The organism is Mesorhizobium sp. M0047, assembly GCF_040323315.1.
GTDB lineage: Bacteria > Pseudomonadota > Alphaproteobacteria > Rhizobiales > Rhizobiaceae > Mesorhizobium.
Genome location: NZ_JAMYUW010000001.1, coordinates 336,686 through 363,134, shown reverse-complemented (window position 1 = coordinate 363,134; position 26,449 = coordinate 336,686). Strand labels below are relative to the sequence as shown.

Annotated in this window: 23 protein-coding genes; 18 read left to right on the top strand and 5 right to left on the bottom strand. The window is 63.3% G+C overall.

Going from position 1 to position 26,449, the window contains the following annotated elements:
- Positions 1–110: 110 nt before the first annotated feature.
- The 4 genes from NKJ89_RS01770 to NKJ89_RS01755 all read right to left on the bottom strand — a co-directional run bounded on the left by NKJ89_RS01770 (position 111) and on the right by NKJ89_RS01755 (position 4,521).
- On the bottom strand, positions 111–1,052 hold the full coding sequence (locus NKJ89_RS01770) for an ABC transporter substrate-binding protein (RefSeq protein WP_352599320.1): 942 nt from the start codon (positions 1,050–1,052) through the stop codon (positions 111–113).
- Positions 1,053–1,193: 141 nt separating this feature from the next.
- On the bottom strand, positions 1,194–1,808 hold the full coding sequence (locus NKJ89_RS01765; RefSeq protein WP_352599318.1) for a cupin domain-containing protein: 615 nt from the start codon (positions 1,806–1,808) through the stop codon (positions 1,194–1,196).
- A gap of 162 nt (positions 1,809–1,970) precedes the next feature.
- Entirely contained in the window at positions 1,971–2,903 is a 933-nt protein-coding gene (locus NKJ89_RS01760; RefSeq protein WP_023760469.1) for a dimethylarginine dimethylaminohydrolase family protein, read from the bottom strand.
- Positions 2,890–4,521, bottom strand: a complete 1,632-nt coding sequence (locus NKJ89_RS01755) for a zinc-binding metallopeptidase family protein (RefSeq protein ID WP_352599316.1) — start codon at positions 4,519–4,521, stop codon at positions 2,890–2,892. Before NKJ89_RS01755 ends, NKJ89_RS01760 begins: the two co-directional genes overlap by 14 nt.
- Positions 4,522–4,605: 84 nt before the next feature.
- Here NKJ89_RS01755 and NKJ89_RS01750 point away from each other — a divergent pair, with 84 nt between their 5' ends.
- The 5 genes from NKJ89_RS01750 to NKJ89_RS01730 all read left to right on the top strand — a co-directional run bounded on the left by NKJ89_RS01750 (position 4,606) and on the right by NKJ89_RS01730 (position 9,626).
- A complete protein-coding gene (locus NKJ89_RS01750; RefSeq protein WP_352599314.1) occupies positions 4,606–5,592 on the top strand; it encodes a LysR substrate-binding domain-containing protein in 987 nt (328 codons plus the stop codon).
- Positions 5,593–5,682: 90 nt separating this feature from the next.
- Positions 5,683–6,777 (top strand): ABC transporter ATP-binding protein, encoded by a 1,095-nt coding sequence (locus NKJ89_RS01745; protein WP_023760466.1) that lies wholly within the window; start codon positions 5,683–5,685, stop codon positions 6,775–6,777.
- Positions 6,778–6,845: 68 nt separating this feature from the next.
- Entirely contained in the window at positions 6,846–7,961 is a 1,116-nt protein-coding gene (locus NKJ89_RS01740; protein ID WP_352599312.1) for an ABC transporter substrate-binding protein, read from the top strand.
- Between the two features lie 25 nt (positions 7,962–7,986).
- A complete protein-coding gene (locus NKJ89_RS01735; RefSeq protein WP_352599310.1) occupies positions 7,987–8,820 on the top strand; it encodes an ABC transporter permease in 834 nt (277 codons plus the stop codon).
- Positions 8,820–9,626 carry an ABC transporter permease gene (locus NKJ89_RS01730; protein ID WP_352599308.1) on the top strand — a complete coding sequence of 269 codons (807 nt, stop codon included), beginning with the start codon at positions 8,820–8,822 and terminating at the stop codon, positions 9,624–9,626. The genes NKJ89_RS01735 and NKJ89_RS01730 overlap by 1 nt, the downstream gene beginning before the upstream one ends.
- A gap of 85 nt (positions 9,627–9,711) precedes the next feature.
- Here NKJ89_RS01730 and NKJ89_RS01725 read toward each other — a convergent pair whose 3' ends face one another.
- The gene (locus NKJ89_RS01725) at positions 9,712–10,779 is read right to left on the bottom strand and encodes a glycosyltransferase family 2 protein (RefSeq protein ID WP_352599306.1); all 1,068 of its coding nucleotides are present in this window, start codon (positions 10,777–10,779) and stop codon (positions 9,712–9,714) included.
- Between the two features lie 613 nt (positions 10,780–11,392).
- Here NKJ89_RS01725 and NKJ89_RS01720 point away from each other — a divergent pair.
- From NKJ89_RS01720 to NKJ89_RS01660, 13 genes are all read left to right on the top strand, one after another.
- Complete coding sequence (locus NKJ89_RS01720; protein ID WP_352599304.1) at positions 11,393–11,800, top strand: DUF3168 domain-containing protein; 408 nt, start codon at positions 11,393–11,395, stop codon at positions 11,798–11,800.
- 174 nt (positions 11,801–11,974) lie between these two features.
- On the top strand, positions 11,975–12,274 hold the full coding sequence (locus NKJ89_RS01715; RefSeq protein WP_023760460.1) for a hypothetical protein: 300 nt from the start codon (positions 11,975–11,977) through the stop codon (positions 12,272–12,274).
- Positions 12,275–12,346: 72 nt separating this feature from the next.
- Entirely contained in the window at positions 12,347–13,012 is a 666-nt protein-coding gene (locus tag NKJ89_RS01710; protein ID WP_352599302.1) for a response regulator transcription factor, read from the top strand.
- On the top strand, positions 12,996–14,429 hold the full coding sequence (locus NKJ89_RS01705) for an ATP-binding protein (protein ID WP_352599300.1): 1,434 nt from the start codon (positions 12,996–12,998) through the stop codon (positions 14,427–14,429). Before NKJ89_RS01710 ends, NKJ89_RS01705 begins: the two co-directional genes overlap by 17 nt.
- Positions 14,430–14,617: 188 nt before the next feature.
- Positions 14,618–15,055: an RT0821/Lpp0805 family surface protein gene (locus NKJ89_RS01700; protein WP_352599297.1), complete on the top strand. Its 438-nt coding sequence runs from the start codon at positions 14,618–14,620 to the stop codon at positions 15,053–15,055.
- Between the two features lie 180 nt (positions 15,056–15,235).
- Positions 15,236–16,375 (top strand): c-type cytochrome biogenesis protein CcmI, encoded by a 1,140-nt coding sequence (gene ccmI, locus NKJ89_RS01695; RefSeq protein WP_352599355.1) that lies wholly within the window; start codon positions 15,236–15,238, stop codon positions 16,373–16,375.
- An 8-nt stretch (positions 16,376–16,383) separates the two neighbouring features.
- Positions 16,384–16,827, top strand: coding sequence for a cytochrome c maturation protein CcmE (gene ccmE, locus NKJ89_RS01690; RefSeq protein WP_352599295.1), 444 nt, complete (start codon positions 16,384–16,386; stop codon positions 16,825–16,827).
- A gap of 32 nt (positions 16,828–16,859) precedes the next feature.
- Complete coding sequence (locus NKJ89_RS01685; RefSeq protein ID WP_352599293.1) at positions 16,860–18,851, top strand: heme lyase CcmF/NrfE family subunit; 1,992 nt, start codon at positions 16,860–16,862, stop codon at positions 18,849–18,851.
- Positions 18,848–19,315 carry a cytochrome c-type biogenesis protein gene (locus tag NKJ89_RS01680; protein WP_352599291.1) on the top strand — a complete coding sequence of 156 codons (468 nt, stop codon included), beginning with the start codon at positions 18,848–18,850 and terminating at the stop codon, positions 19,313–19,315. Before NKJ89_RS01685 ends, NKJ89_RS01680 begins: the two co-directional genes overlap by 4 nt.
- Positions 19,316–19,446: 131 nt before the next feature.
- A complete protein-coding gene (locus NKJ89_RS01675) occupies positions 19,447–20,997 on the top strand; it encodes a Do family serine endopeptidase (protein ID WP_352599289.1) in 1,551 nt (516 codons plus the stop codon).
- A 315-nt stretch (positions 20,998–21,312) separates the two neighbouring features.
- On the top strand, positions 21,313–21,987 hold the full coding sequence (locus NKJ89_RS01670) for a response regulator transcription factor (RefSeq protein WP_352599287.1): 675 nt from the start codon (positions 21,313–21,315) through the stop codon (positions 21,985–21,987).
- A 7-nt stretch (positions 21,988–21,994) separates the two neighbouring features.
- A complete protein-coding gene (locus NKJ89_RS01665; protein ID WP_352599285.1) occupies positions 21,995–23,470 on the top strand; it encodes a sensor histidine kinase in 1,476 nt (491 codons plus the stop codon).
- Complete coding sequence (locus tag NKJ89_RS01660) at positions 23,470–26,442, top strand: bifunctional [glutamine synthetase] adenylyltransferase/[glutamine synthetase]-adenylyl-L-tyrosine phosphorylase (RefSeq protein WP_352599283.1); 2,973 nt, start codon at positions 23,470–23,472, stop codon at positions 26,440–26,442. The genes NKJ89_RS01665 and NKJ89_RS01660 overlap by 1 nt, the downstream gene beginning before the upstream one ends.
- Positions 26,443–26,449 lie beyond the last annotated feature (7 nt).

The window sequence follows — 26,449 nt, the reverse complement described above, 5'->3', positions numbered from 1 at the left end:
CTCCGTGGGCGCGGCGGTTCAGCTACCTCCCCCCCCCCCCCCCCCCCCCCGCCCCCCCCCCCCCCCCCCCCCGCCCCCGCCCCCCCCCCCCCGCCCCCCGGGGGAGGATACTACTTGAACATGTCCTTGAACTGGCCGACATTTTCCTTGGTCACGATGGTGATCGGAACATTGATGATCGGATCGATCTTCTCACCCTTCTTGAGCTTGCCGAAGGCTTCAACCGCTGCCTTGCCTTCACCAGCCGGATCCTGCTGGACGACGGCGACTACCCAGCCCTCTTCGAGACCTTGCACCGCCGACTTGGTCAGGTCCCAGCCGAACACCTTGACATCGCCGGTGCGGCCCTGGCTGGTGACGGCGGAAACCGCGCCGAGCAGAGCCGGCTCGCCGGTTGCGTAAAGCGTCGTCATGTCAGGATTGGCGGTCATAAGGTTCTCGGCGGCGGATAGGGCTACGTCCTGCACGTTCTGGCCGTCGACCGTGTCGAGGAAGGTTACCTTCTGGCCGCTGTCGGTGACGGCCTTCTTGAAGCCGTCGAGCCGCTGGTTCTGGATGAACGAATTGAGCGCGCCGACAACGCCGATCTTGGCGGTTCCGTTCAGCTTGGTCTTGACGTATTCGGCGTAGAACTTGCCTATATCCTCGCCGGCCTTGGTGTTGTCGACGCCGACAAAGGCGACGTTGTCGCCATTCGGGATCTGCGCGTCGATGGCAATGACCGGAATTCCGGCAGCCTTGGCCGCGGTGATGGCCGGCTTCACACCGTTGACATCGATGGCGACGAGAATGATGCCGTCGACCTTCTGGGTGATGTAATTCTCGATCGCGTCGTTCTGCGCGCTTGGTACATTGTTGGCGTTGAAGATGACGAGGTCGACGCCGGCGGCCTTGGCAGCAGCCGTTGCACCGTCATTGATCTGGTTGAAGAACAGGGCCTGCTGGTTGATGGTCACCAGCGCATAGGTCTCGGCCATGGCGGAAGCAGAGCCGAGGGCGAGGGTCATGGCGATGGCTGCGGCGCAGCTTGAAAGGATCTTGGTAAGACGCATTCCGGTTCCCCTTGGTTTTACGAAAAGGCCCTTGATCGGGCTCACCTGGCGACTGAGCGCAAGGGCATAATTCAAGATGCTTGATTTCTTGTCAAGTGACTTGAATTAGCGTCAACGAAAGGAATCAGGAGATGCGCCGGATCAGAATGTCGCTGGCGTGTTCACCCAGAAAATGCTGGCGCGTTCATCTCCGACGTTGCGGTACCAGTGCGGCAGTTCGGAGTCGAAGACGAAGGAATCGCCGGCGGACAGGCGAAACGTTTTTTCGCCGACCATCAATTCGATCGCACCTTCCAGGAGATAGCCGACTTCCTCGCCGGCATGCTGGATCGGTCCAGCGCTCTCACCGCCCGCTTCGATATGATGGATGTTGCACTGCAGGAGATGGCCGGGCGAATACGGAATGACACGCTCGAGCGAAATACCTTCGCCGCGCCGAAGCGGATCGAGCGCGATCAACGGCCGCGATCCAGCCCGAAAGACGATGCCTTCCTCGCCATCGGATTCCTCGAACATCCAGCCAATATTCGTGCCGAGCACCTCGACGAGCCGGTGAAGCATGGGAAGCGAGGGCGAGACCTTGCCGTTCTCGACCTTGGAAAGCAGGCTTTCCGAGCAGTTCGCGGCGGCAGCGAGCGCCTTCAAGGTCAGCCCTCGCGTCTGCCGGGACAGCTTCAACCGCGTGCCGAGCCGCAAGAGGCTGGTGGCGGTCGAGCGCTCGTCGCGCTTGCTGTTGTGGGTATCGATCTTGTTCATCGGGGGGCGCGAACATCTCCTCTGGTCGGGCCGACTCGTAAAACTGATCCTGTGCGATGTCCATCCTATGAAAAATGGAGGAATGCGCTGGATCGCAATCAGCGACCCGTCCATGGCAAGCGCCGCGCCCGCCGTTCAATGCTCGCGAATGGGCTCCGCCGCTCAGGCCGGTTCGCGCTTCAGCGCCTGTGCCATGCAGTGGATGCCGCCGCCGGTCTTGGAAATCTCGCTCATGTCGACGGCCGCGACCTCGAAGCCGCGTGCCTTGAGCTGGCCGATCAGCGTCTGGCTGGAGGTCGGCGCGATCACCCGGTCCTTGCCCAGCGACATGAAGTTGCAGCCGAGCGCCATCGTATCCTGGAACGGCACGTCGATGATCTCGTGTCCCTTGCCCTTCAGCCAGTCGACGATGCCGGGTTCAGTGCAGGCGAGGCAAACGGCGGTCAATTTTTCGGCGATCGGCACCACCATCAGGTCGATATGGACATAGTACTCGTCGATGAAGGCGATGCGGGTTTCCCAGCCTTCCTTGTCGAACCAGGCCTGCACCTGGCGAGCGCCTTCCTCTTGCGTGCGGGCGCCGCCGCAGCCGATCAGCACGACGCCATCCTCGATGACGTTGAAGTCGCCGCCCTCGAACGTACCTGCCGTGACCATGTCGTAGATCGGGATGCCGAGTTTTTCGTAGGTTCGGATGGCCGCGTAGTTCTCGCCGCGCCGCCACCAATTGGCCATCGCGGTGATGACGGCGCCATAAGGCGTCATCACACTGGAATCACGGGAATAGACCTGCATCGGCAGCTCGGGTGTCGGTTCGTGCCAGTGGATGTTGACGCCGAAATGTTCATAGGCCGCGACGAGGTCCTTGTGCTGCGCCTGCGCGATCTGGACGTTGCAGGGCGCCTCGCGCAGATGCTTGCGCGACAGCGAGCTGGTCGACAGATGACGCAGGAAATTGGGCGACCCGAGCAGGACATCGGTCAGGACGTCGGTCTCGTTGGCAAAACCCCAGGCGGTCAGCGGCTTGGTGCCGCCGGCCGGGTTGCGACGCTGCAGCGAAAACGGCTCGGCGACAATTCGATCATGAACGGTCATGGGGTGCTCCTCGTGAAGTGGCCTGGGGTGTCTGATTGTTCGGGATCCACCAGTCTCGCCCGCGCGGGGTGGTGACATATTCCGGCCAGCGAAATCCAATCGGCGGCTCGTAGTCGCAGAGAGGCGCGATCCAGTTCGAACCGCCGATGCCGCCGCCGGTGCGGGTGACGAACTCGTCCATCGCCGCACCGCGGGCGGTTTTGTCCTCCAGCAGGCGAAGGGCTGCCAGTGCGATGGTCTTCGATGCGCAGACGACCATCGGGTCGATGGTGGCAGGAATGCCGCCCAGCGCATTCATGACCCATGATGGATAGGGATAGCCGGTCTCCGAACGCAGCGCCGGGCGGGCGACATAGAAGCGCGCAGTCGGCGCATGCCAGCTCATATCGGTGTAATCGTCGGAGGTCGAATTCACCTGCGAGGGCGGCAGATCGCGGCGCAGGATCGCCTCCGCCGCCCGCGGCTCGATCAGGCGTTCGAGTTCTTCGATGAACGGCTCGTCACTCGCCATGCGCCCGGCATTGACCTGTATCTCGCGTGCGACTGCCTTGGCGTCCTGGTCCCAGCGCGGCGGCCGGACGCTCGACAGCGCTTCATACGCGATCTCGGCCATGGTGTGATTGGCCAGCCCCGGCCGCGACTTCGACACCCAGTGCCGCTCATGGCGGCAGCCGCTCATACTGGCAGCGGCCTCGGCATTGCGGTCGAGCACGGCGGTGATCTGCTCGGCCATCGCCAGTGTCGGCACGCGGATCATGTACTGGATCTCGGCCAGCCCTGCCGGAAGGTTGTCGGCGGTCGCCTGGCCGGCGGTCAGGATCGCCTCGCTGATCGACCAGCCGCCCTGGTGCGGCAGCATGGAATCGCGCAGCGCCTTGGACGTCATGTACATCATCATGAGCGCATCGTTGGCACCGGGCGCGCGCACCGCCGAATGCGCCTGCGGAATGGGCGCTGCGCCGCCCGCTGCCCGCGCCCAGCGCTCCGGTTGGTCGCAGACAAAGCGATAGATCATCGCGTAAGCCGCGCCGCAATGTGTGTCCCAGCGCGCGGTGTTGCAGAGCGGCAGCATGTAGAACGGATGAAAGGAGATCATGCCGGCAAGGCCGTCATAATACCCCTTCGCGGCATGGATCGGCTTTGATCCGCGCACCTTCTCGGCCGGCTCGCCGGTGAAGCGCAGCGTGCCCGGTATGCCGTGGCGCTGCATCGCCGCCTTGGTCGCCAATAGCCCGCCGAGGCTCGAAATGCCCAACCCGGAATGCGGATCGGTGTGGCCACCCGCATGTTCGCCGAGGCCCGGGCGAGGGCGACGGACGGTCGCCGCATCCTGGCAATTGCCCGGCACGGCGTCGTATTCGGCATACATGCCGATGGTCGGCCCGGCGCCGTTTGTCCAATGCGCGCAGAAGGCTGTGGGCATGCCGCCGGAACCTTCCTCGACGGAAAAGCCTTCGCGCTTCAGTCTCTCCACATACCAGGCAGAGGATTGATACTCGCGCCATGCAGTCTCGCCGAAGTCGAAAATGGTGCGCGTCCACGCCGACAACAGTGGCCGGATGTCGTCAAGACAGGTAAGCGCCGTTGCTTGCGCCGCAGTAGTGACCGCTTTCTCCATGGCCGGAGAAGAAAGCAGTGAAGCGGTTCATCAAAAAGTGATATGTTTTTCCGGCTCATGCAAATTCGGTTCACCTGAGGTCTCTTGCGCATACCATCGACACAAGCGCTGCGTGCGCTCGACAGCTTCGCTCGTCACGGCAGCGTCTGGCGCGCCGCCGACGAGTTACACCTGACCCGCAGCGCCGTGAGCCACCAGCTTCGGCTGCTGGAGCGCGACCTCGGCTTCGACCTGCTCGAACGCATCGGCAAGGGCGTAGCGCTGACGCCGCGCGGTCAGCGCTACGCCAGCGACGTGCGCAAGGCGTTGACCGTTCTGGGCGACGCGGTGACACGCCATGCCGGCACCGGCGTCGGCGGCTCGTTCAGCGTCAGTTGCACGCCTGGCTTCGCCTCGTTGTTCCTGTGCACCCATATCGGCGAGTTCCGGCAGATGTATCCCGACGTCGCGCTGCGCATCCTGACGCCGCGACGACTGGATGATGTCAGCAATGCCGACGCGGATGCCTTCATCGCCTTCGGGGTCGGCAACTGGCCGAACCGAGCGGTCGAGCTTCTGTGCGAGATTTCGTTCACGCCGCTCTGCAGCCCGACCCTGCTCAACAAGGTCGGCGGATTCTCGAAGCCAGCCGACGTTTTGCGCGCCAACCTCCTGCATCTCGGCGATACCGAGGATTGGGCACGCTGGCTGGCGCTGTCGAAGGTCGAGAACCCCGACACGGAGGGCGGCATCTTTTTTTCCGACATGAATCTCGTCTTCTCGGCCGCGATCGCCGGCCAGGGCATGGCCATGGGCGACGAACTGACCAGCGGCAAGGCGCTGGCCGAAGGCAGGCTGGTGCGTCCATTCGATATCGCGATCAAATCGCCGCGCTCGTACTTCCTGGTCTCCGAACACGCCAAGGCCGCGCATCCGGTGCTCGACGCCTTTGCCGGATGGTTGCGGTCGAAGCTCGCGGAAAGCAATGCCAAGGGCAGGGCTGACCACGGGCGCCACGCCAAGGGCATGGCTGACCACGGGCGTCACGCCAAAGGTATATCCGATCACGGGCGCCATCGATTGGATAGATGAATCAAATTTGCCGATCAGGCGAAAACTATTCGGTTGCGGTGAGGCCGCGCGCTGCCCTACGATTTCCCCTGAAGCGAGGAAACAGGCAGGATGCAGCAACCCGGCCGGGCCGCAGAGATCAAGGCAATTGGGATCGGCAAAAGCTTCGGCTCATTCCGTGCACTGGACAATCTGTCGCTCGATATAGGCCGCGGCGAATTCCTGACCCTGCTCGGACCGTCCGGCTCGGGCAAGACCACATTCCTGATGATCCTTGCCGGCTTCGTGCAGCCGAGCGAGGGCCGTCTGTTCAGCGATGGCGTCGACATCACCGACCGGCCGGCCGAGCAGCGCGCTGCCGGCATGGTGTTCCAGGGCTACGCGCTGTTTCCGCACATGAGCGTCGAGGCCAACATCGCCTTTCCCCTCAAGGTACGCAAGAAATCCGCGGCCGACATCAAGCGTCGGGTCGGCGAGATGATCGAACGCGTAGGCCTCAAGGGCCACGAGAAAAAGCTGCCGGCGCAGCTTTCCGGCGGCCAGCAGCAGCGCGTGGCGCTGGCGCGCGCGCTGGTGTTCGAGCCGGGCGTGCTGTTGCTCGATGAACCGTTCTCGGCACTGGACAAGGGCCTGCGCGGCCAGATGCAGGCCGAGATGAAGCGGCTCCACCAGGAGACCGGCACCACCTTCGTCTTCGTCACCCACGACCAGAGCGAGGCGCTGGCGCTGTCGTCGCGCGTCGCCATCTTCAACCATGGCAAACTGCTGCAGGTCGGAGCGCCCGACGAGGTCTACGACCGGCCGGACAACCGCTTCGTCGCCGAGTTCCTCGGCGAGATCAACATGCTGCCGCTGAAGGGCGTCCACCCGGCAGGCGATGGCTCGACCGGCCTCTGCGAAGACCGTGCGGTCTCCATGCGTTGCAAGGCCGAGGCAGTGCGCGGCGATGCGATCCTGGCGATCCGGCCCGAATACATGTCGATATCAGGGGAGGCGGCAGCCGGTGAGAACGGCATCGCCGCGACAGCGACCAACTCCACCTATCTCGGCGCGGCAACGCGGCTTGACCTGACGACGCGGCAAGGCGCCAAGATCACGGTCTCGGTGCCGAACGAGGTAGCGGCTGCCGCGCTCAGCAAGGGCAACTCCGTCTGGCTCACCTGGCCGGCTGAAAAGGGTTTCCTCCTTCCGCATGGAGGACAATGACGAACGGTGTGGCGAGACAAGTGCCCACCACTTTGCGGTACTATCAACGACAAAAAAGGGGAACTGACATGACACACGATACCAAGAAACAAGCCGTCGAGAGCCTGTCCGCCAGGGCAGGTCGCGGCGAAATCTCGCGCCGCCAATTCACGCAGCTGGCAGCATTCGTGCTGGCCGGCACGCCGATGATGCTGCGCTCGACCGGTGCCTTTGCCGCGGCGAAGGAACTGGTGCTGGTCAACTGGGGCGGTGACGCCATCACGGCTTACGACGCCGCCTACGGCCAGCCCTTCACCAAGGAAACCGGCATCACCGTCAAGATGGATGGCTCGGGCCCGACCGAAGGCGCCATTGCCGCGCAGTTCAAGAGCGGCGCGCCGACCTGGGACCTCGTCGACGTCGACCCGTTCTCGGCCATCACCCTCGGTGCCCAGGGCGCCCTCGAGCCGATCGATTATACGATCGTCGACAAGAAGAAGATGCGCGAAGGCTTTGGCTGGGAATACGCCGCCTCGACCTATTTCTTCTCCTATGTCATCGCCTACGACTCCGAGAAGTACGGCAAGGACGCGCCGACCGGCATGGCCGATTTCTTCGACGTGAAGAAATTCCCCGGCAAGCGCTCGCTCTACAAATGGGGCGTGTCGAGCTGGGAAGCCGCCCTGCTGGCCGACGGCATCGCGCCGGCGTCGCTCTATCCGCTCGATCTCAAGCGCGCCCATGACAAGATCGCCGCCTTCAAGGAAAACGTCGTTGCCTATTGGGGCGGCGGTGCCGAAAGCCAGAGCGTGCTGCTCAATGGCGAGGCCTCGATGGCGATCGTCTGGTCGACGCGCGCGTCATTGATCGAGCAGGATTCGGGCGGCAAGATCAAGTTCATCTGGGACCAGGGCCTGATCTCGCCCGGTGCGCTCGCCGTGCTCAAGGGCAATCCCGGCGGCAAGGAAGCGGCCATGAAGTTCATCGCCAGCACCCAGGACCCGCAAAAGGAGCTGGTCATGTTCGACAAGCTCGGCCAGGGCCCTGCAAATCCGGCTGCCGACGCGCTGATTCCCGCCGACAAGAAGCGCATCAACCCGGTCGATCCCGAGAACATGAAGAAGCAGATCGCACTCGACATGGACTGGTACGCCAAGAATTACGGGGCAGCGCTCGACGAATACACCAAGATCATCTCGGCCTGACCAAGGCCGGGATAATCGGGTCCAAATGAGGTCCTATCTCTCCGACAGGATGGGCGCGGCGCTGTTGATGGCGCCGCTGCTCCTGTTTCTTGTCCTCGCCTATGCCTGGCCGTTCTTCGGCGTCGTCAAATGGAGCTTTACGCTGCCGGCGCCGGGGCTCGGGCAGTATGAGGCGCTGCTCACCGACGATCTGGTGCAGTCGGTGTTCATCCGCACGCTGCGCATAGCGGCGGTCGTCACTGTGGTTTCGGTCGCCGCTGCCTACGCCATCACCGTCGTCTGGGTGCGAGGAACCCCGGCACAGCGCCTGATCGCCGAGTTCTGCATTCTCGTCCCCTTCTGGATTTCCGTCCTGACCCGTGCCTTCGGCTGGGTGGCGCTATTGTCCAATCGCGGCCTGATCAACAGCTGGCTGCAGGCGATCGGCTTCATTTCCGAACCGCTGGCGCTGGTGCGCAACGAATTCGGCGTCATCGTCGGCATGACGCATTTCCTCATTCCTTTCGCCGTCTTCCCGCTGGCATCGGCCATGCGCAGCCTCGACGACCGCGTGCTGCTGGCCGCGCGCGGCCTCGGCTCCAGCCGCATGCGCACCTTCTGGACGGTGTTCGTACCGATGACGCGCTCGGGCATCATCGGCGCGGCGATGATCGTCTTCGTCTTTTCGCTCGGCTTCTTTGTCACGCCGGCGATCCTTGGTGGCGGCCGCAGCGTCATGGTCGCCGAGCTGATCTATCTCAGGATCTTCCAGAGCCCGGACTGGGGTCTGGGGGCGGCCATCAGCGTGGTCCTGGTGTTGTTCGTCGGCGCGCTGATGGCGCTACTGTTCCGCTATGTCAGACCGAAGCAATTGATCTGATGCCGACCTATCGCCCCGGTCCCGTCTCGCTAATCATCGCCGCCTTCGTGGCGCTGTTCCTGCTGCTGCCGCTGCTCGCCGTCATCCCGGTGTCGCTGACGCCGAGCCGCATGCTGGCGATGCCGTCAGGCGAACTGTCGTTGCGCCACTACCGGTCGTTGGTCGAGGATCCGCGCTGGTTCCAATCGATCCTGCTCAGCATCCGCATCGGTATCGTCAGCAGCGCCTTTTCCACCGTGCTGGCACTATGCTTCAGCCTCGGGGTCTGGATGTTCCAGCCGCGCTTCACGGCGGCACTCGTCGGCTTTGTGCTGCTGCCCATGGTGGTGCCGCCTGTGGTCTCGGCGATCACGCTCTACTTCCTGCTCACCTCGATCTCAGGTTTCAGCTCGTTCTTTGGTTATGACACATGGCTTGGTGTCGCCATGGCGCATTCGGTGATGACCGTGCCCTTTGCCACCGTGCTGATGCTGGTCTCGCTTAGTCAGCTCGACCGCCGCATCGATCTTGCCGCGCGCGGCCTTGGCGCCTCGGTCTGGGAGCGCGCCACCCGGATCATCATGCCCAACATCAAATTCGGCATCATCACCGCGGCGCTTTTGTCCTTCGTGCTGTCCTGGGAAGAAATCGGCGTCACACTGTTCATCACCTCGGTCAACGCCATCACGCTGCCCAGGCTGATGTGGATGGGCCTGCGCGACAACATCGACCCGGCGATCGCCGCACTCTCGGTGATATTGATCATCATCACGGTGCTGGTGCTGGCGGTGCGCAGCTTCGTGGTCAGGCAGCGCGGGGCGCAGTAGGCAAAGCACAGCGCAGGCTCATTTGGGACCTTCGGGGACAGCGCACCCTCCAGTCTTGCCGGACATCTCGCCCAAGCGCTCAGGGCTACCCCATCGCGCGGCGTATTGTTCTGGACAGGCGAGCAAGGAATGTCGGTCGGGACGATGCGTCGAGCTTCCACGACAGCACCGCCATGGCCATTTGTCGCGGCAGCATGCCGACAGACAAGAACCAGGCGGCAAGCACGGCGCGGCGGCGCAGGGACGCCGTCATTTCGAGGCTGGCGACAGCGCCCGCCGCCGCGAGCGCCAGGCGGGAATCGTCGGCGACCGGGTGCCGGTGCCTATCCGTGCAGAGCGATGCCAGCCGTTCTTCCAGGTGGACCGGATCATGGCGAACAATTTCTGCCGGCACGACGGTCAGGCCGGCCTGCGATGCCTGGTCCGACAGCGCCTCCATGCGGTGGAAATCGTGCTCTACCCGCCAGCGTGCCCGCTCGGCGAGCTTTTCACCGAAGACCGAATGGTTGGCGCCGTGGATTCGGTAAGCGCCGACACATTCATCTATGGACTGGACTTGGCCATAGAGCGGCGCCAGCGTCGCGAGATAGCCGTCGGCGCCCTGGCGGAAATCCGGTTCCGGAATCGGCATGATCGATTCCAGGGTCGTCCGGTCAAAGGCCAGCCCGCTGGTTACGGTCGTCTGGTAGCGCCCCTTGCGCAGAAGTTTCGGCATGACATCGCCGCTGTCGAAGGGCAGCTCCGGCGGCGGAAAGACGTCCTTGATGCGTTGCCGGTCATCGACAATGTGCAATCTGGATTGCACCTGGGCGGTTGCCTCGTCCCAGGCGTCGACAATCCTGGAGACGGCTTCCGGATAAAGATAATCGTCGGCGTCGAGGAAGAGGACGATTCTGCCTGAGCTCGCAGCAAAGCCGGTGTTGAAGGCGGCCGCGTGCCCGCCATTCTTTCGTCGCGGACAAGCAAGGATCCTGTCGCCGTAGGATTTCATGATGGTCGTGGAATTGTCCTGCGATGCATCGTCGACGACGATCACTTCGACATCGTCGTGGTCCTGCTCCAGGGCGCTGTCGATGCTGCGTTCAAGGAAACGCGCGTAATTGTAATTCGGAATAATGATGGAAACCGGGATTTTGTGGGGGGTAGACTGCATCGCATTCGACCTCGCATCTTGCTTTGGTTTCGGCAAAGCCCGCTCGTGGGCTGCCTCGTCTTCAAGCTCGCTCCGCGAGTTTCCCGAGGAAAAGCACTCGCCTTTTCATCGGGAGACGGATCACGTCACTCGTTCGCGACTTCATGCAAAGCCGCCATCGCCTTCGGGGATCGCGGTGACCGCGGTGCTGACCGAGTCAAGGGTGCCGCCGGCCAGCAAAAGCTCCGACGCTCCGGGTATCGACCAAGCTCGACGGAAATGGTGTCACGTTCGGTCACGGTGGGACCGCAACGGACGCCTTGAAGGCACGTTCGATACTGGCCTTCAAATGCGGCTGGAACAAGCCGCTATCCGAAAACTGATGTCCAGAGGCGCGGGCAGATGGTGTCAGGCAAAACGAAACTCACCGAGACGCGGCCAATCCTGCCTAGATCGCAACGCCGCGCAGCGCCCCTGACGACGTTGTTGGCAAAGTCGTATCAGCATTCGTCAATCCGATGACGAATCGCCATCGCCTCCGCGCGTCGAATGGCTATATCTGACACAGTATGCAGAACCCAGACAGGCTTCCGAAAGGCAATGGTCGGCAGCGCAAAGGCTAGAGGAGAGGACGATGACCGCGCCCGGCGATTTGCAGCAGGCACTGTTTCTGAGGCTTAAAAGCGATGCCTCACTGTCGACCTTGCTGGGCGGCGCCGGATTGCTCGAACGAGCAACCGACAATGCCGCTTTTCCCTACGTGACTTGTGGCCAGACCTCGGCGTTTGACTGGGATACGAGCGCGGAGAACAATAACGATCAGCTGGTCACGCTGCATGTCTGGTCGAAAGCCAAGGGGGAAGCCGAAACGCTTGCCATCATGGACGCCATCAAGGCGCGGCTCGCCAATGCGGTGCTGGAGATTGGCCCCCACGGCCAGACACGACTCTCGCTCGAATTCACCGAGGTCCGCCATGACGAGGACCTGCTCGTGCATCACGGGCTGCTGCGTTTTCGCGCGATAACGCAGGAAAACACCTGACACGCTTTCAATATGGTCGAAACGGAGTCTAGACTGGACCCTCGCGGGAAATCACGGTTTGAGGCGGTGAAATCCCAGGTTGACTGTCTCGCGTTGCAGGGGTGTAGCGAGGATGTTTTCGGCGACGTTCACCGTTCATTTCACGTTCAGCACCGATGCGTTACAAACTCGACCATGAAAACGCTTCGCTCCCACCTCCGAACCGCGACACTGGCGCTCTGCGCTGCCGGGCTGTTTGCATCGCAGGCTGTGGCGATACCGGCCGTCGCGCCCGAACAGGCCAGCCCGATTGTACTGGCGGCGTCCGATTGCTACGCGATCGGTCAACAAGTGGCCGAACAGAATGGCGGAACGCTGGCCAAGGCCTCGCAATCGACGCGCGGCGGCCAGCCTGTCTGTGTCATCGTCGTGCTCGTTCCGGGCAAGGATGGACAACGTCCGCGCCGTTCCGAAATCGTCGTTCCACTGAACTGACCCTTCCGTTTCCCAGGCCGCCGGAATCGGCCTATATCTGACCCGAGCTCTTCAACAGGTATCGAACTCCGCATGCGCGTACTCGTCGTCGAAGATGACAAGGATCTCAATCGGCAGATATCGGATGCACTGGTCGATGCTGGCTACGTCGTCGACCGCGCCTTCGACGGCGAGGAAGGCCATTTCCTTGGTGACACCGAGCCCTACGACGCCGTCGTGCTCGACATCGGCCTACCGCAGATGGATGGCATTAGCGTCGTCGAGCGCTGGCGGCGCGGCGGCCGCAAGATGCCGGTGCTGATGCTGACGGCGCGCGACCGCTGGAGCGACAAGGTCTCCGGTATCGATGCCGGCGCCGACGACTATGTCACCAAGCCGTTCCACATCGAGGAGGTGCTGGCGAGGGTTCGGGCCCTGATCCGGCGCGCTGCCGGCCATGCCTCGTCCGAACTGACCTGCGGGCCGTTGCGCCTCGACACCAAGGCGTCCAAGGCCGACGTCGACGGCGTGCCGCTGAAACTGACGTCGCACGAATTCCGCCTGCTTGCCTATCTGATGCACCATATGGGCGAGGTGGTTTCGCGCACGGAGCTGGTCGAGCATCTCTATGACCAGGACTTCGACCGCGATTCCAACACTATCGAGGTGTTTGTCGGGCGTCTTCGCAAGAAGATGGGCATCGACATGATTGAAACCGTGCGCGGCATGGGCTACCGCATGCGTGAGCCGGAGGCGTAACTCGGAACCGCTCAAACCAACCGCAAGGACGCCGCTTTCGCTGCGTTTGTGGCCGCGTTCGCTGACGTTCCGCGTCATCGCCTTTTCCACGGTCTGGGCGATCGTGACGCTCGTCGTCATATTCACCCTGATCACCACCCTCTATCGCCAGGCCAGCGAGCGCGGCTTCGACAGCCTGCTTTCGGCGCATCTGTTCAATTTGATCGGCTCCATCGGTATTTCCGACAACGGTGCGCTCACCGGTGCGCCCGACCTCGGCGATCTCCGCTTCTCGGAGCCGAATTCGGGCTGGTACTGGTCGGTAGAGCCCGCCTCGGAAGGCGTGCATGGCGATCTTCACTCGTCTTCGATGACGCGCAAAATCCCATCGCCTGATGTCGCCGAGGTGCCGTTCAACGCCAGCTTCCAGCGCAGCTATCCGACCGAAGGCATCGATGGCGAGCAACTCGAAGTGTTCGAGAGCGAATTCGTTCTCGATTCCAAGAACCGCGCCGCGCGCTTCCGCGTCATGGGCAACCAGAGCGAACTCGAGCAGGAAATCGCCAGCTTCCAACGCCGCCTGCTGACCTATCTCAGCCTGTTCGGCGTCGGCATGATCGCCATCAACGCGATTGCCATCCTGCTCGGCCTGCAGCCCCTGCGCCGGGTGAGGAATGCGCTTGCCATGGTGCGCGAGGGCACCGCGCAGAGGCTCGACGGCCAGTTCCCGGCCGAGATCGAGCCGCTTGCCAACGAAACCAATGCGTTGATCGAAAACAACAGGCGCATCGTCGAGCGGTCGCGAACCCAGGTCGGCAATCTCGCCCATTCTCTGAAGACGCCGCTCGCGGTGCTGCTCAATGAGGGCCGGGCGCTTGGCGGAGCCAAGGGACAGCTGATCGCCGAACAAGCCGCTTCCATGCAGAAGCAGGTCGAGCACTATCTACAGCGCGCCCGCGTCGCGGCGCAGCGCGACAGCGTCGTCTTCCGCACGCCCGTGACGCCGCTGGTGCAGCGCATGGTGCGGGTTCTGCAGAAGCTCAATCCGCAGACAAATCTGTCGCTGTCGTTGCCTGCGACCGAAATCGTCTTCGCAGGCGAGCGCGAGGACCTTGAGGAGTTGATCGGCAATTTGCTCGAAAACGCGATGAAATGGGCAAAAAGCGCGGTGTTGGTCTCGGTCGTGCCTTTGACTGGCAAGGATGATCCGGCCGGCCTGTTTGAGATCGATATCGAGGATGACGGCCCTGGCATTCCCGATGACAAGGCGCGCGAGGCGCTGAAGCGCGGACGGCGTCTGGACGAGACAAAGCCCGGAACAGGTCTAGGGCTGGCCATTGTCGCCGACCTCGTCAACGAGTATGGAGGCGTCCTGGCGCTCGAACGGTCCGGCATGGGCGGATTGAAGGCGGTGGTGCGATTGCGGAGCCTTCAGTGATGTTCAGGCACGGCCATTCGACATTGATGAACGGGGCATGTTATGTCGGCATGTCGATTGGTCCCGGATTGGCCGGCAGCGGCCAAATTTCCGACAAATCTCAATACTATGGCAGCGCCAACTTCTCCGATGACGCGGCCCCCGGCCTATCCATAGCAGGCTCCAACTCAAGAACACCGGTTGTTGGCATGAAGATTCGCGTCGCGCTTATTTCCGCATTGCTGGGCGTTTCCGGCTGCACCACGCTGAGCGGCAAGGGGCCGACCGTAGCAGTGACACCGGCCTCGACGCCTCCTTCCAGCGGCAAGGTCACCGCGACGATCATTTCGGCGATGGGCGGCGGCCTCATCGGTGGGTCGATCGGCGCCGGCCTCAGCGAGACCGAGAAGCGCAGGGCGCTCGAGGCTGAATACAAGGCGCTCGAATACACGACCAGCGGCCAGAAGGTAACGTGGAAAGGCGCCCAGGCTTCGCGCTATGGCGAGGTGGTTCCGGCACAACCCTATCGCGTCGGCTCGCAGGATTGCCGCCAGTATACGCAGACGGTTTTCACCGGCGGCGCCGGGGTGACGGCGCGTGGAACCGCTTGCCGTAACACCAACGGCAGTTGGACGCCGCTGACCTGACGGTGCATGTCGCTCAACCGCGCAGCGGTTTTAGAACGACGACATGCACAGAAGCTGAGATAGAGTCAGGCTGGTATCCGGTCGGTTGACGTCGATCAAGGACATGCGGCGCGCCTGCCGTCAAAGCGTCGCAGGAAGCCTGTGTTGGCACGGCAGAACTCTGCCATTATTGGAAGAACCATGCTGTTCTGGGTCATAGCCGCAATTCTCACGCTGGGTGCAAGCCTGGCGGTGCTGCTGCCGCTGACCGCCAGCTCGAAGGGCGCGTCGTCGAGCAGCGATCACGATCTCGAAGTCTATCGCGACCAGTTATCCGAGCTTGACCGCGACGCTGCGCGTGGCTTGATCCAGCCGGGGGAAGCTGCCGAAGCGCGCGCCGAGATCGCTCGCCGCATCCTTCGCCTCGACAATGCGGCAGCGGCGGCCAAGGCGTCCGTTGGCCGAATTTCGGTAACGGCAAGGCTGGTCGCCACCGCGGCCGTTCTGGCGGTGCCGCTGGTCAGTTGGGGCCTTTACAGTCAGCTCGGCTCACCCGATTTGCCGTCGCAACCACTCAGCGAGCGGTTGGCCAAGAACCCGGCCGACAGTTCGGTCGACGAATTGGTGGCGCGGGCCGAAGCCCATCTTGCTGCCAATCCTTCCGATGGCAGGGGCTGGGATGTGCTCGCGCCAGTCTATCTGCGCATGCAACGCTTTTCCGACGCGGCGGCGGCCTATCGTAACGCTATCCGCCTCGATGGCGACAGCGCCGTTCGCCAGGCCGGTCTTGGCGAGGCGATCGCCGGTGCGGCAGGCGGCATCGTCTCGGCCGATGCACAGAAGGCCTTCGAGGCGGCCTTGAAGCTCGACCCGGCCAATGCGAAGGCGAGCTTCTATCTGGCGATGGCGCTGGCGCAGGAGGGCCGCACCAAGGAGGCGGCCACAGCCTGGCGGGCAATGTTGGGCAAGCTGCCGCCGGAGTCGCCATGGCGCAGTGCGGTCGAGCAGGCGCTGGCCAGGTCCGGCAGTCCCGCAGTCGCTTCCGGCGGCGCCACCAACGGTCCCGATGCCGGCGATATCGACGCTGCATCGTCGATGTCTCCCGCTGATAGGGAAGCGATGATCAGCACTATGGTCGCCCGCCTCGACGACAAGCTGCGGCAAAATCCGCGCGATCCGGAAGGTTGGATGCGCCTCGTTCGTTCCTATGTCGTGCTGGGCAAGGCCGATCTGGCACGTCAGGCGCTCGGTCGCGCCATTGCCGTCTTTGGAGCCGACAGTGACGAAGCGAAAAAATTCACCGCCTTTGCCGCCTCGCTTGGCCTGACGGCAACGGAGTAGAGTAAGACATGACGCGCAAGCAGAAACGATTGTCGGTGATCGCGGGCGGACTGGCTTTCCTTGGCGCCGCCACCGGGCTGACCTTCTATGCGCTTGGCCAGAAGGCGTCCTATTTCTATATGCCGGCTGATCTGACCACCGCCAGTGTCCAGCCTGGCCAGCGCATCAGGCTGGGCGGGCTGGTTGAAAAAGGCACGATCCAGCGCGGGCAGGGGGCGACCGTCGGGTTTTCGGTCACCGATACGCACAAATCGGTCAAGGTCGCCTATACGGGCATCCTGCCCGATCTTTTCCGCGAAGAGCAGGGCGTGATCACCGAGGGCACATTCGGCCCGGACGGCGTCTTCGTTGCCGACAGCGTGCTCGCCAAGCATGATGAGCGCTATATGCCCAAGGACGTGGCCGACGGCCTGAAGGCCAAGGGCATCTGGCAGGAGAGCAAGAGTGAATAGCTCTGGCAGGAGAGCAAGAGTGAATTACAGCCATGGTTGAAACCGGACATTTCGCCTTGGTCCTGGCGTTTGCGCTGTCGCTTGTGCAGACGCTCGTGCCGCTGTTTGGCGCACGTCTGAACAACCAGCGCCTGATGGCGGTCGGTGGGCCAGTCGCGGTGACCGGCTTTGCCCTGACGGCGCTGTCCTTCGTGGCGTTGGCGAGCGCTTACGCAAGCTCTGATTTCTCGGTGGCGAGTGTGTGGGAAAACTCGCATTCGCTGCAACCGCTGATCTACAAGATCACCGGAACCTGGGGCAATCACGAAGGCTCGATGCTGCTCTGGGTGCTGATCCTGACCTTCTTCGGCGCCCTTGTCGCCGCCTTCGGGTCAAATCTGCCGGCGACGCTGCGCGCCAACGTGCTTGCCGTGCAGGGAGCCATCGGCGCCGCCTTCTTCCTGTTCATCCTGGCGACGTCCAATCCGTTCATCCGGCTCAATCCGGCGCCGATCGAGGGCCGCGATCTCAACCCGATCCTCCAGGATCTCGGCCTCGCCATCCACCCGCCCTTCCTCTATCTCGGCTATGTCGGCTTCTCGATCTGCTTTTCCTTTTCGGTCGCCGCTCTCATCGAAGGACGCATCGACGCGTCCTGGGCACGCTGGGTGCGGCCGTGGACGTTGGTCGCCTGGATGTTCCTGACCGGCGGAATCGCCATGGGATCCTACTGGGCCTACTACGAACTCGGTTGGGGCGGTTTCTGGTTCTGGGATCCGGTCGAGAACGCCTCCTTCATGCCGTGGCTGTCCGGCACAGCGCTGCTCCATTCGGCGATCGTCATGGAAAAGCGCTCGGCGCTGAAGATCTGGACGCTGCTGCTCGCCATCCTCACCTTTTCGCTGTCGCTGCTCGGCACGTTCCTGGTGCGTTCGGGCGTCTTGACTTCGGTCCACGCCTTCGCCACCGATCCGACACGCGGCGTCTTCATCCTGTGCATCCTGACATTGTTCATCGGCGGCTCGCTGGCGCTGTTTGCGTTGCGCGCCTCGCGTCTGACGGCCGGCGGCCTGTTTCATCCGATTTCGCGCGAGGGTGCGCTCGTCCTCAACAATCTGTTCCTGACCACGGCGACCGCGACTGTGCTCGTCGGCACGCTCTATCCGCTTGCCGTGGAGGCCTTTTCAGCCGACAAGATTTCGGTCGGCGCGCCGTTCTTCAACCTCACCTTCGGACCCCTGATGGTGCCACTGCTGCTGGTGGTTCCGTTCGGGCCGCTGCTGGCCTGGAAGCGCGGCGATGTTTTCGCCGTCGCGCAGCGGCTGATGGTGGCGTTCGCCGCGGCCCTCCTGGCAACGCTGGTCACCGCTTTGTTCATCGACGGCGCCTCGGTGTTTGCGGCCCTGGGCGTCGGCCTCGCCGTCTGGCTGATCCTCGGGGCGCTCACTGACCTTGCCGTCAAATCCGGCTTTGGCAATGTTGCCCCGGGCATCATGGTCAGGCGCCTGCTCGGCCTGCCGCGCTCGGTCTTCGGTACCGCCTTCGCTCATCTTGGCCTTGGCCTGACCACGCTCGGCATCGTCGGCACGCTTTGCTTCGGCACCGAGAAGATCCTGTCGATGCATGCCGGCGAGACCGTCGAACTCTCCGGCCATACGGTGCGTTTCGTCGGGCTTTATCCGGCCCAGGGGCCGAACTACAGCGAGGATCGCGGCCGCTTCGAGCTGATCGGCGTCAGCGGCAGTCCCGTTGGCGAAATCAGCTCCGCCAAGCGGTTTTATCCGGTGCGGCAGATGACGACGACTGAATCCGGCATCAGGACGATCGGTCTCTCCCAGCTCTACCTCTCGCTCGGCGACGAGGGCAATGACGGTTCCGTCGTGGTGCGTCTGTGGTGGAAGCCGCTGGTGACCTTGATCTGGGGCGGCGGCCTGGTGATGATGGCGGGCGCGGCGATGTCGCTGATGGACCGGCGCCTTCGCGTCGGCGCGCCGTCGCGGCGACGCAAGCAAGCGATCGCGGTAACATCCGCGGACCTGCCATGAGCACACGGCTTTCGCTGACCTCGATCGTCCTGCTGTTGGCGCTGTTCTTCGCCGGCACCGCACTGGCGGTGAAGCCTGACGAGATGCTGCCCGATCCGGCGCTCGAGGCACGAGCGCGGGCGCTGTCGGAGGGCCTGCGCTGCATGGTCTGCCAGAACCAGTCGATCGACGAATCCGACGCCGACCTTGCCCGTGACCTGCGCATCCTTGTGCGCCAGCGCCTCGTCGCCGGCGATACCGACCAGCAGGTGATGGATTACGTCGTCTCCCGCTATGGCGAGTTCGTGCTGCTGAAGCCGCGTTTCGATCTGCGCAATGCGTTGCTGTGGGGCACGCCAGTCCTGCTGTTGCTGGTGGGAGGCGTTTTCATCGTGCTGACCGCGCGGTCGCGCCGCACGCTGGCGACAAAATCCCTGTCCGCCGAAGAGCAGGCATCGTTGGACGCCATATTGCGCCGCGACTGACGCCGCGGTCGCTGCCGAACATTACCAAAGTTTCATGTGTCGGAAATGGCGCTGTAATGTGCGCCTCTCTAATTCTCTCTTCCCGAGGATGCCGATCACGCAGCGTCCATTTGAAAGAGGATACGAGAACCATGAATATTGCCCCCAATTCATATTCCGTCACCCGCAAGCGTCTCATGGCTGCCGTCGCGTCCATCGCGGTGGCCGGTGCGATCGGCGTCGGCGCGCTGACCAGTGGAACCAGCCCTGTTCTGGCCGACGCCGTGCGCATCGAGGCGCCGCAGGTGCCAGGCTTCGCCGATGTCGTCGAGCGCGTTTCTCCCGCCGTTGTCAGCGTCAAGGTAAAGGCCAAGATCAGCCCGGCGGCCGATGATGGCTCCGACCAGTCCGACGATCCGGACGGCATGAACAACATGCCCGATAACCCGCAGCTGCGCCGCTTCTTCAAGGAATTCCGCGGCTTTGGCGACCAGAACGGTCAGGACGGTAACAGGCGTTTCAGCCACCGTGACCACAATAACGACCAGCCGCGGCCGGTTGCGCAGGGATCCGGCTTTTTCATCTCCGATGACGGCTATCTCGTCACCAACAACCATGTCGTTTCGGAAGGCTCGGCCTTTACCGTGGTGATGAATGACGGCAAGGAACTCGACGCCAAGCTGATCGGCACCGACCCGCGCACCGATCTCGCCGTGCTCAAGGTCGATGGTGTCGGCAAGTTTACCTATGTCGACTTCGCGGATGATTCCAAGGTCCGCGTTGGCGACTGGGTGGTGGCGGTCGGCAATCCGTTCGGCCTCGGCGGCACTGTCACCGCCGGCATAGTCTCGGCCCGCGGCCGCGACATTGGCGCCGGCCCTTATGACGACTTCATCCAGATCGATGCGTCGGTCAACCGTGGCAATTCGGGTGGCCCGACCTTCAACCTCAACGGCCAGGTCGTCGGCATCAACACCGCGATCTTCTCGCCGTCTGGCGGCAGCGTCGGCATCGCCTTCGACATTCCCGCTTCGACCGCCAAACAGGTCGTTCAGGACCTGATGAAGAGTGGTTCGGTGCAGCGCGGCTGGCTCGGCGTCGAAATCCAGCCGGTCACGTCCGACATCGCCGAATCGCTCGGTCTGAAGTCCAACAACGGCGCGCTGGTTTCCAGCGCCCAGGACAACGGCCCCGGCAAGAAGGCCGGTATCACCGCCGGTGACGTGATCACCCAGGTCGACGGCAAGGACGTTGCTTCGCCGAAGGAACTGGCACGCCTGATCGGCGCCTTTTCGCCCGGCAAATCTGTCGACGTCACGGTGTGGCGCGACGGCAAGAGCCAAACGGTCAAGGTCGATCTCGGCACTCTACCGACCAGTGACAAGCAGGCATCAGCCGCCCAGCCGCAGCCGCCCGCTCCGGCCAAGCCCGACACTCTGGCCGATCTCGGCCTGACCGTCACCAAGTCCGAAAACGGCAAGGGGCTTGTGGTGACCGACGTCGACCCCGACAGCGATGCCGCCGATCGTGGTATCCAGCCAGGCGACGTCATCACATCAGTCAATTCGACCGAGGTGAACGGCACAGACGACGTCACCAAGGCGATGACCGACGCAGTCAAATCCGGCCGCAAGGCGGTGCTGATGCAGATAACCCGCGACGACACCAATCGTTTCGTCGCACTGCCCGTCGCCAAGGGCTGATGCTGTTCGACTTTTCCCGTGCGGCCGTTTCAAACACCCCCGAGCCGCCGCACGGGAAAGCGTGGAGGAGCGCGTTAGTCAGTCATCGTGCTCTCCCCCGGCGGCAGCGGGCTCCCATCGCCCGCTGCCGCACTATCGTCTGAAAGCCTGGTATTTCGTCTGAAAGCGTTCCGGCGGTCTTGGCGCAACCACAACGGGGACAAGGACTTTATCGCGTACGGCTTCGGATGATCTTGATCTCGATGCGCTTTGGCAAAGGCCACGATGCAGATGTCTGCCACTCAACGTTCCGGCGAAATCGCGTATAACAGTCCTATGAAGATTCTCGTCATAGAAGACGATCGCGAGGCCGCGGATTACTTGCAGAAAGCCTTTACCGAGGCCGGTCACACCGCGCATGTCGCCGGTGACGGCGAAACCGGCTTCGCGCTCGCCGATGCCGGCGACTACGACGTGATGGTCATCGACCGGATGATGCCGCGCCGTGACGGCCTGTCGGTCATTGCCGGTCTGAGATCCAGGGGCAACACGACCCCGGTGCTGATCCTGTCGGCGCTCGGCGAAGTCGATGACCGGGTCACCGGCCTGCGCGCCGGCGGCGACGACTACCTGACCAAGCCCTATGCCTTTTCCGAGCTTCTGGCCCGCGTCGAGGTGCTGAACCGCCGCGCCAGCGCCAAGGAAGCCGAAACCGTCTACCGCGTCGGCGATCTCGAACTCGACAGGCTGTCGCATTCGGTCCGTCGCGCGGGGCGCGAGATCACGCTGCAGCCACGTGAATTCCGCCTGCTGGAGTATCTGATGCGCCATGCCGGCCAGGTGGTGACGCGCACCATGCTGCTCGAAAATGTCTGGGACTATCATTTCGATCCACAGACCAATGTCATTGACGTCCATGTCTCGCGGCTGCGCGGCAAGATCGAGAAGGGCTTCGACAAGCCCATCCTGCATACGGTTCGCGGCGCCGGCTACATGCTGAAGAGCAGTTAGCGGCGGCATGGCTCTTTCCGTGCCAGCCATCATGAAGACGACGGCAGCGCGGCTTTCGGCGCTCTATCTCCTGCTCTTCGCGCTCTGCGCGGTGGCGCTCGTCTTCTACATGACCTCCCTATCGGCGCGCATGCTGACGGCGCAGACCCAGGACACCATCAATGACGAGGTGCTCGGTCTGGCTCGCGCCTATCAACGCGGCGGCCTGCCGGTGCTGGTCCGTGTGGTCGAGGCGCGCTCGCGCCAGCCCGGCGCAAACCTCTATCTGATCGCCGACGCCAACGGCCAGATTCTGACCGGCAATGTGCAGAGCCTTGAACCAGGCGTTCTCGAAACCGAAGGTTGGACCAGCAGCCCGTTCTCCTATCAGCGCTTTGGCGAAGGAGAGCTCGAGCGTCTGCGCAATCTGCCCGCCGAGCAGGGTACCAACCAAACCGAGCAGAACGACCCGCAGGCCCAGGGCGAAACGGGCCACAATGCCATTGCGCTGGTGCTGCGGCTGCCAAATCAGATGATCATGCTGGTCGGCCGTGACCTCGGTGAGCCGGAGCGTTTTCGCGCCGTGATCCGTCGCGCCCTGATGCTGGCGCTCGGCATGATGGGGCTTGGCGGGCTGCTGATCTGGTTCTTCGTCGGCCGCGCGGCGCTGAAGCGCATCGACAGTGTGTCGGAGGCCAGCCGCCGCATCATGGGTGGCGACCTGACCGGCCGGCTGCCGGTGACCGGGACCGGCGACGAGTTCGACCGGCTTTCCGAAAATCTCAATGTGATGCTGGCCAGGATCGCCACGCTCAACGAAGGCTTGAAGCAGGTTTCCGACAACATCGCGCATGATCTGAAGACGCCGCTGACGCGCCTGCGCAACCGGGCAGAAGCGGCGCTTTCGGGCAAGCACAAGACCGCCGACTACCGTCAGGCACTGGAAGGCACCATCGCCGAGTCCGACCAACTGATAAAAACCTTCAATGCCATCCTGATGATCTCCCGGCTTGAGGCTGGCTACTCCTCGGAGAACATCGACCGCGTCGACCTTTCCGAGGCCGTTCGCGATGTCGTCGAACTCTACGAGCCGGTGGCGGAGGAGGCGGGCGTCTCGCTTAAGACCGACGTGCGGGAGACGGTTTTCGTCAATGGCAACCGCGAACTGATCGGCCAGGCGTTGTCGAACATCGTCGACAACGCCATCAAATATTCGACCGACGCCGCCGCTCAGCCGGCTGTGCGCGTAGCCCTCGAGCGAACCGGCACGGATGTTCGGCTCTCGGTCATCGACAATGGCCACGGCATCCCCGACGACGCCGACCGTGCCCGCGCGACGGAACGCTTCGTGCGGTTGGAAAAAAGCCGATCGCAGCCGGGTTCCGGCCTTGGCCTCAGCCTCGCCAAGGCCGTCATGACGTTCCACAATGGCCGGCTTGATCTCTCGCCCGGCAATCCTGGACTGTCTGTGGTCATGAGTTTCCCGGCACGGGAGGATCACTGATGAGCACGGCTGCGAGGGCGACGGACTGGCTGCTGAAGCCGGCGATCAGTCTTGCCCCGTTAGACGAGGACCGGGCGCGGCAAGAACTGGCCGAGATCGGCTCCGCCGCAGGCGAAGAAGGGCTGACAAGGCTGGCCAAGTTCCTGGCCCGTAAAGGGGAGGGCCAGGATCTCTTGGCAGCCATCTTCGATCTGTCGCCCTTCCTGCGCGATACGGCACGTCGCCGGCCACGGATTCTAGATGGGCTGTTCGAGCAGACGGTCGAGGTCCGGCTGAAAGCGATCGGCGCCACTATCGACCAGGCGCCATTGGCCGAGGAGGTATCGGAAGCCGGGCTCATGATGGAACTTCGCCAGTGCAAGGCCGAGGCGCATTTCCTGATCGCGCTGGCTGATCTTGCCGGCGAGGCCGAAACGGCGCTGACAGTTCGGCGGTTGAGCGACCTTGCCGATGCTTGCACCCGTGCGGCCGTCGACTTCCTGCTGCGCGACGCGCATGGCCAGGGCAAGCTCAAACTGCCGGATCTCGACAGGCCATCGAAGAAATCGGGCTGGATCCTGCTCGGCATGGGCAAGCTTGGCGCGCACGAGCTGAATTTCTCCTCCGACATCGATCTCGTGGTTTTCTTCGATCCGGAAGCGCCAGCCGTGATCGATCCTCTCGACGCCACAGAACTGTTTTCCCGCCTGACACGCCGCCTGGTGCGCATCCTGCAGGATCGCACCGAGCACGGTTATGTTTTCCGCACCGATCTGAGGCTGCGCCCCGATCCGGGTTCAACCCCGCTGGCGATCCCAGTCGAGGCCGCACTACGCTACTATGAAGCGCGCGGCCAGAATTGGGAGCGCGCCGCCATGGTCAAGGCGCGTCCGGTGGCCGGTGACCTGGCCGCGGGCGCCTTCTTCCTCAAAGAGCTCCAGCCCTACATCTGGCGCAAATACATGGACTACGCGGCGATTGCCGACGTCCATTCGATCAAGCGACAGATCCACGCCCACAAGGGTCATGGCGAGATCGCCGTCAAGGGCCACAACGTAAAGCTCGGGCGCGGCGGTATCCGCGAAATCGAGTTCTTCGTCCAGACCCAGCAGCTCATCGCCGGCGGACGCTTTCCGGAACTGCGTGGCCGCGAGACCGTGCCGATGCTCGGCCAGCTCGCGGCGCGTGGCTGGATCACCACCGATGCGCGTGACGCGCTGGCGCGCCAGTACTGGTTCCTGCGCCGTGTCGAACATGCCGTGCAGATGGTTGCCGACGAGCAGACGCACACGCTGCCGGATGACGATGAGGCGCTGGAGCGAATCGCCCGCATGCTGGGTTTTGCCGATTCTGCTGCCTTTTCCCAAGCGTTCCGCGCTTCGCTGCAGCAGGTCGAACGCCATTACGCGGCACTCTTCGAAACCGCGCCGGAACTCTCAACCGGCATCGGCAATTTGGTCTTCACCGGCGATGTCGACGATCCCGATACGTTGCGGACCTTGCACGGTCTCGGCTTTCAGCGACCAAGCGACATCTGCCGCGTCATTCGCGGCTGGCATTTCGGCCGCTATCGCGTCACCCAGTCGGCGGAGGCACGCGAGCGGCTGACGGAACTGACGCCGGCGCTGTTGCGGTCCTTTGGCCAGACGCGCAGGGCTGATGAGGCCCTGTTGCGCTTCGATGAGTTTCTCGCTGGCCTGCCGGCCGGCATCCAGCTGTTTTCCCTGCTGCAGTCCAATCCGGCCCTGCTCAAGCTTTTGGCGACAATCATGGGTGCGGCACCCCGGCTGGCAGCGATCATCACGCGCCGGCCGCATGTTTTCGACGGTTTGCTGGATCCGGCCTTGCTGACGGAGCTGCCGGACCGCGCCTATCTGTCGGCGCGGCTTTCCGCCTTCGTCGAGGGCGACCGGCCGTATGAGGACGTGCTCGACCGGCTGCGCATATTTGCCTCCGAGCAGAAATTCCTGATCGGTGTGCGGCTGCTGGCCGGCTCGATCGACCCGGTGCGCGCCGGCCACGCCTTTTCCGACCTGGCAGATCTTACCATCGAGGCGGCGCTGCAGGCGGTGACAACCGAATTCGCAGCGCGCCACGGCACGATTGCCGGGGGCGTGGTTTCCCTGCTCGGCCTGGGCAAACTCGGCAGCCGAGAGTTGACCGCCGGCTCGGATGTCGACCTGATCCTGCTCTACGACCACGCACCGGATGCCGAGGAATCCGATGGCGATAAGCCGCTGGCGCCTTCGCATTACTACACCCGCATGACGCAGCGGCTGATCGCGGCGGTGTCCGCGCCGACGGCGGAGGGCGTTCTCTACGACCTCGACCTGCGCTTGCGGCCATCGGGCAACAAGGGTCCGGTGGCCACCCATATCGATGCCTTCAAGAAGTACCAGCGCCAGGAGGCTTGGACGTGGGAGCACATGGCGCTTTCGCGGGCGCGTGCCATTGCCGGCGACGCCAGCCTGTGCAGCGAGGTCGAGGCGGAAGTGGCGGCGGTGCTCGGCCAACCGCGCGATGCGGCAAAAGTGATGGCCGAGGCCTCGGACATGCGCGCCATGATCGAAAAGGAAAAGCCGCCACGTGATCTCTGGGACATCAAACTGATCCCCGGCGGCCTCATCGATCTCGAATTCATCGCTCAGGTGGCTGTGATCACCGGGCAGGTCGAGGCCGGGCTGCGTGCCCCGGCCGTGCCAATTGCACGTGCCACCGGTACGGCCGAGATCCTGTCGCATCTGGCGCCGGGTTTCGCCGATGCCGGGGTCAGGCAGGAGCTTGGCGATGCCTATGCGCTCTATCTGGCGCTGACCCAGATGACGCGGCTGTGCCTCACCGGAGCCTTCGAGCGCGACGATGTTCCGCCCGGGCTTTCGGATCTGCTTCTGGCGGTGACTGACCTGCCGGATTTCGGTGTGCTGGAAGCACATCTCAAAGAGACGTCGCAAAAGGTCAGGAAAGATTTCGACCTTTTGCTTCGTACGGGATGATCGCGAC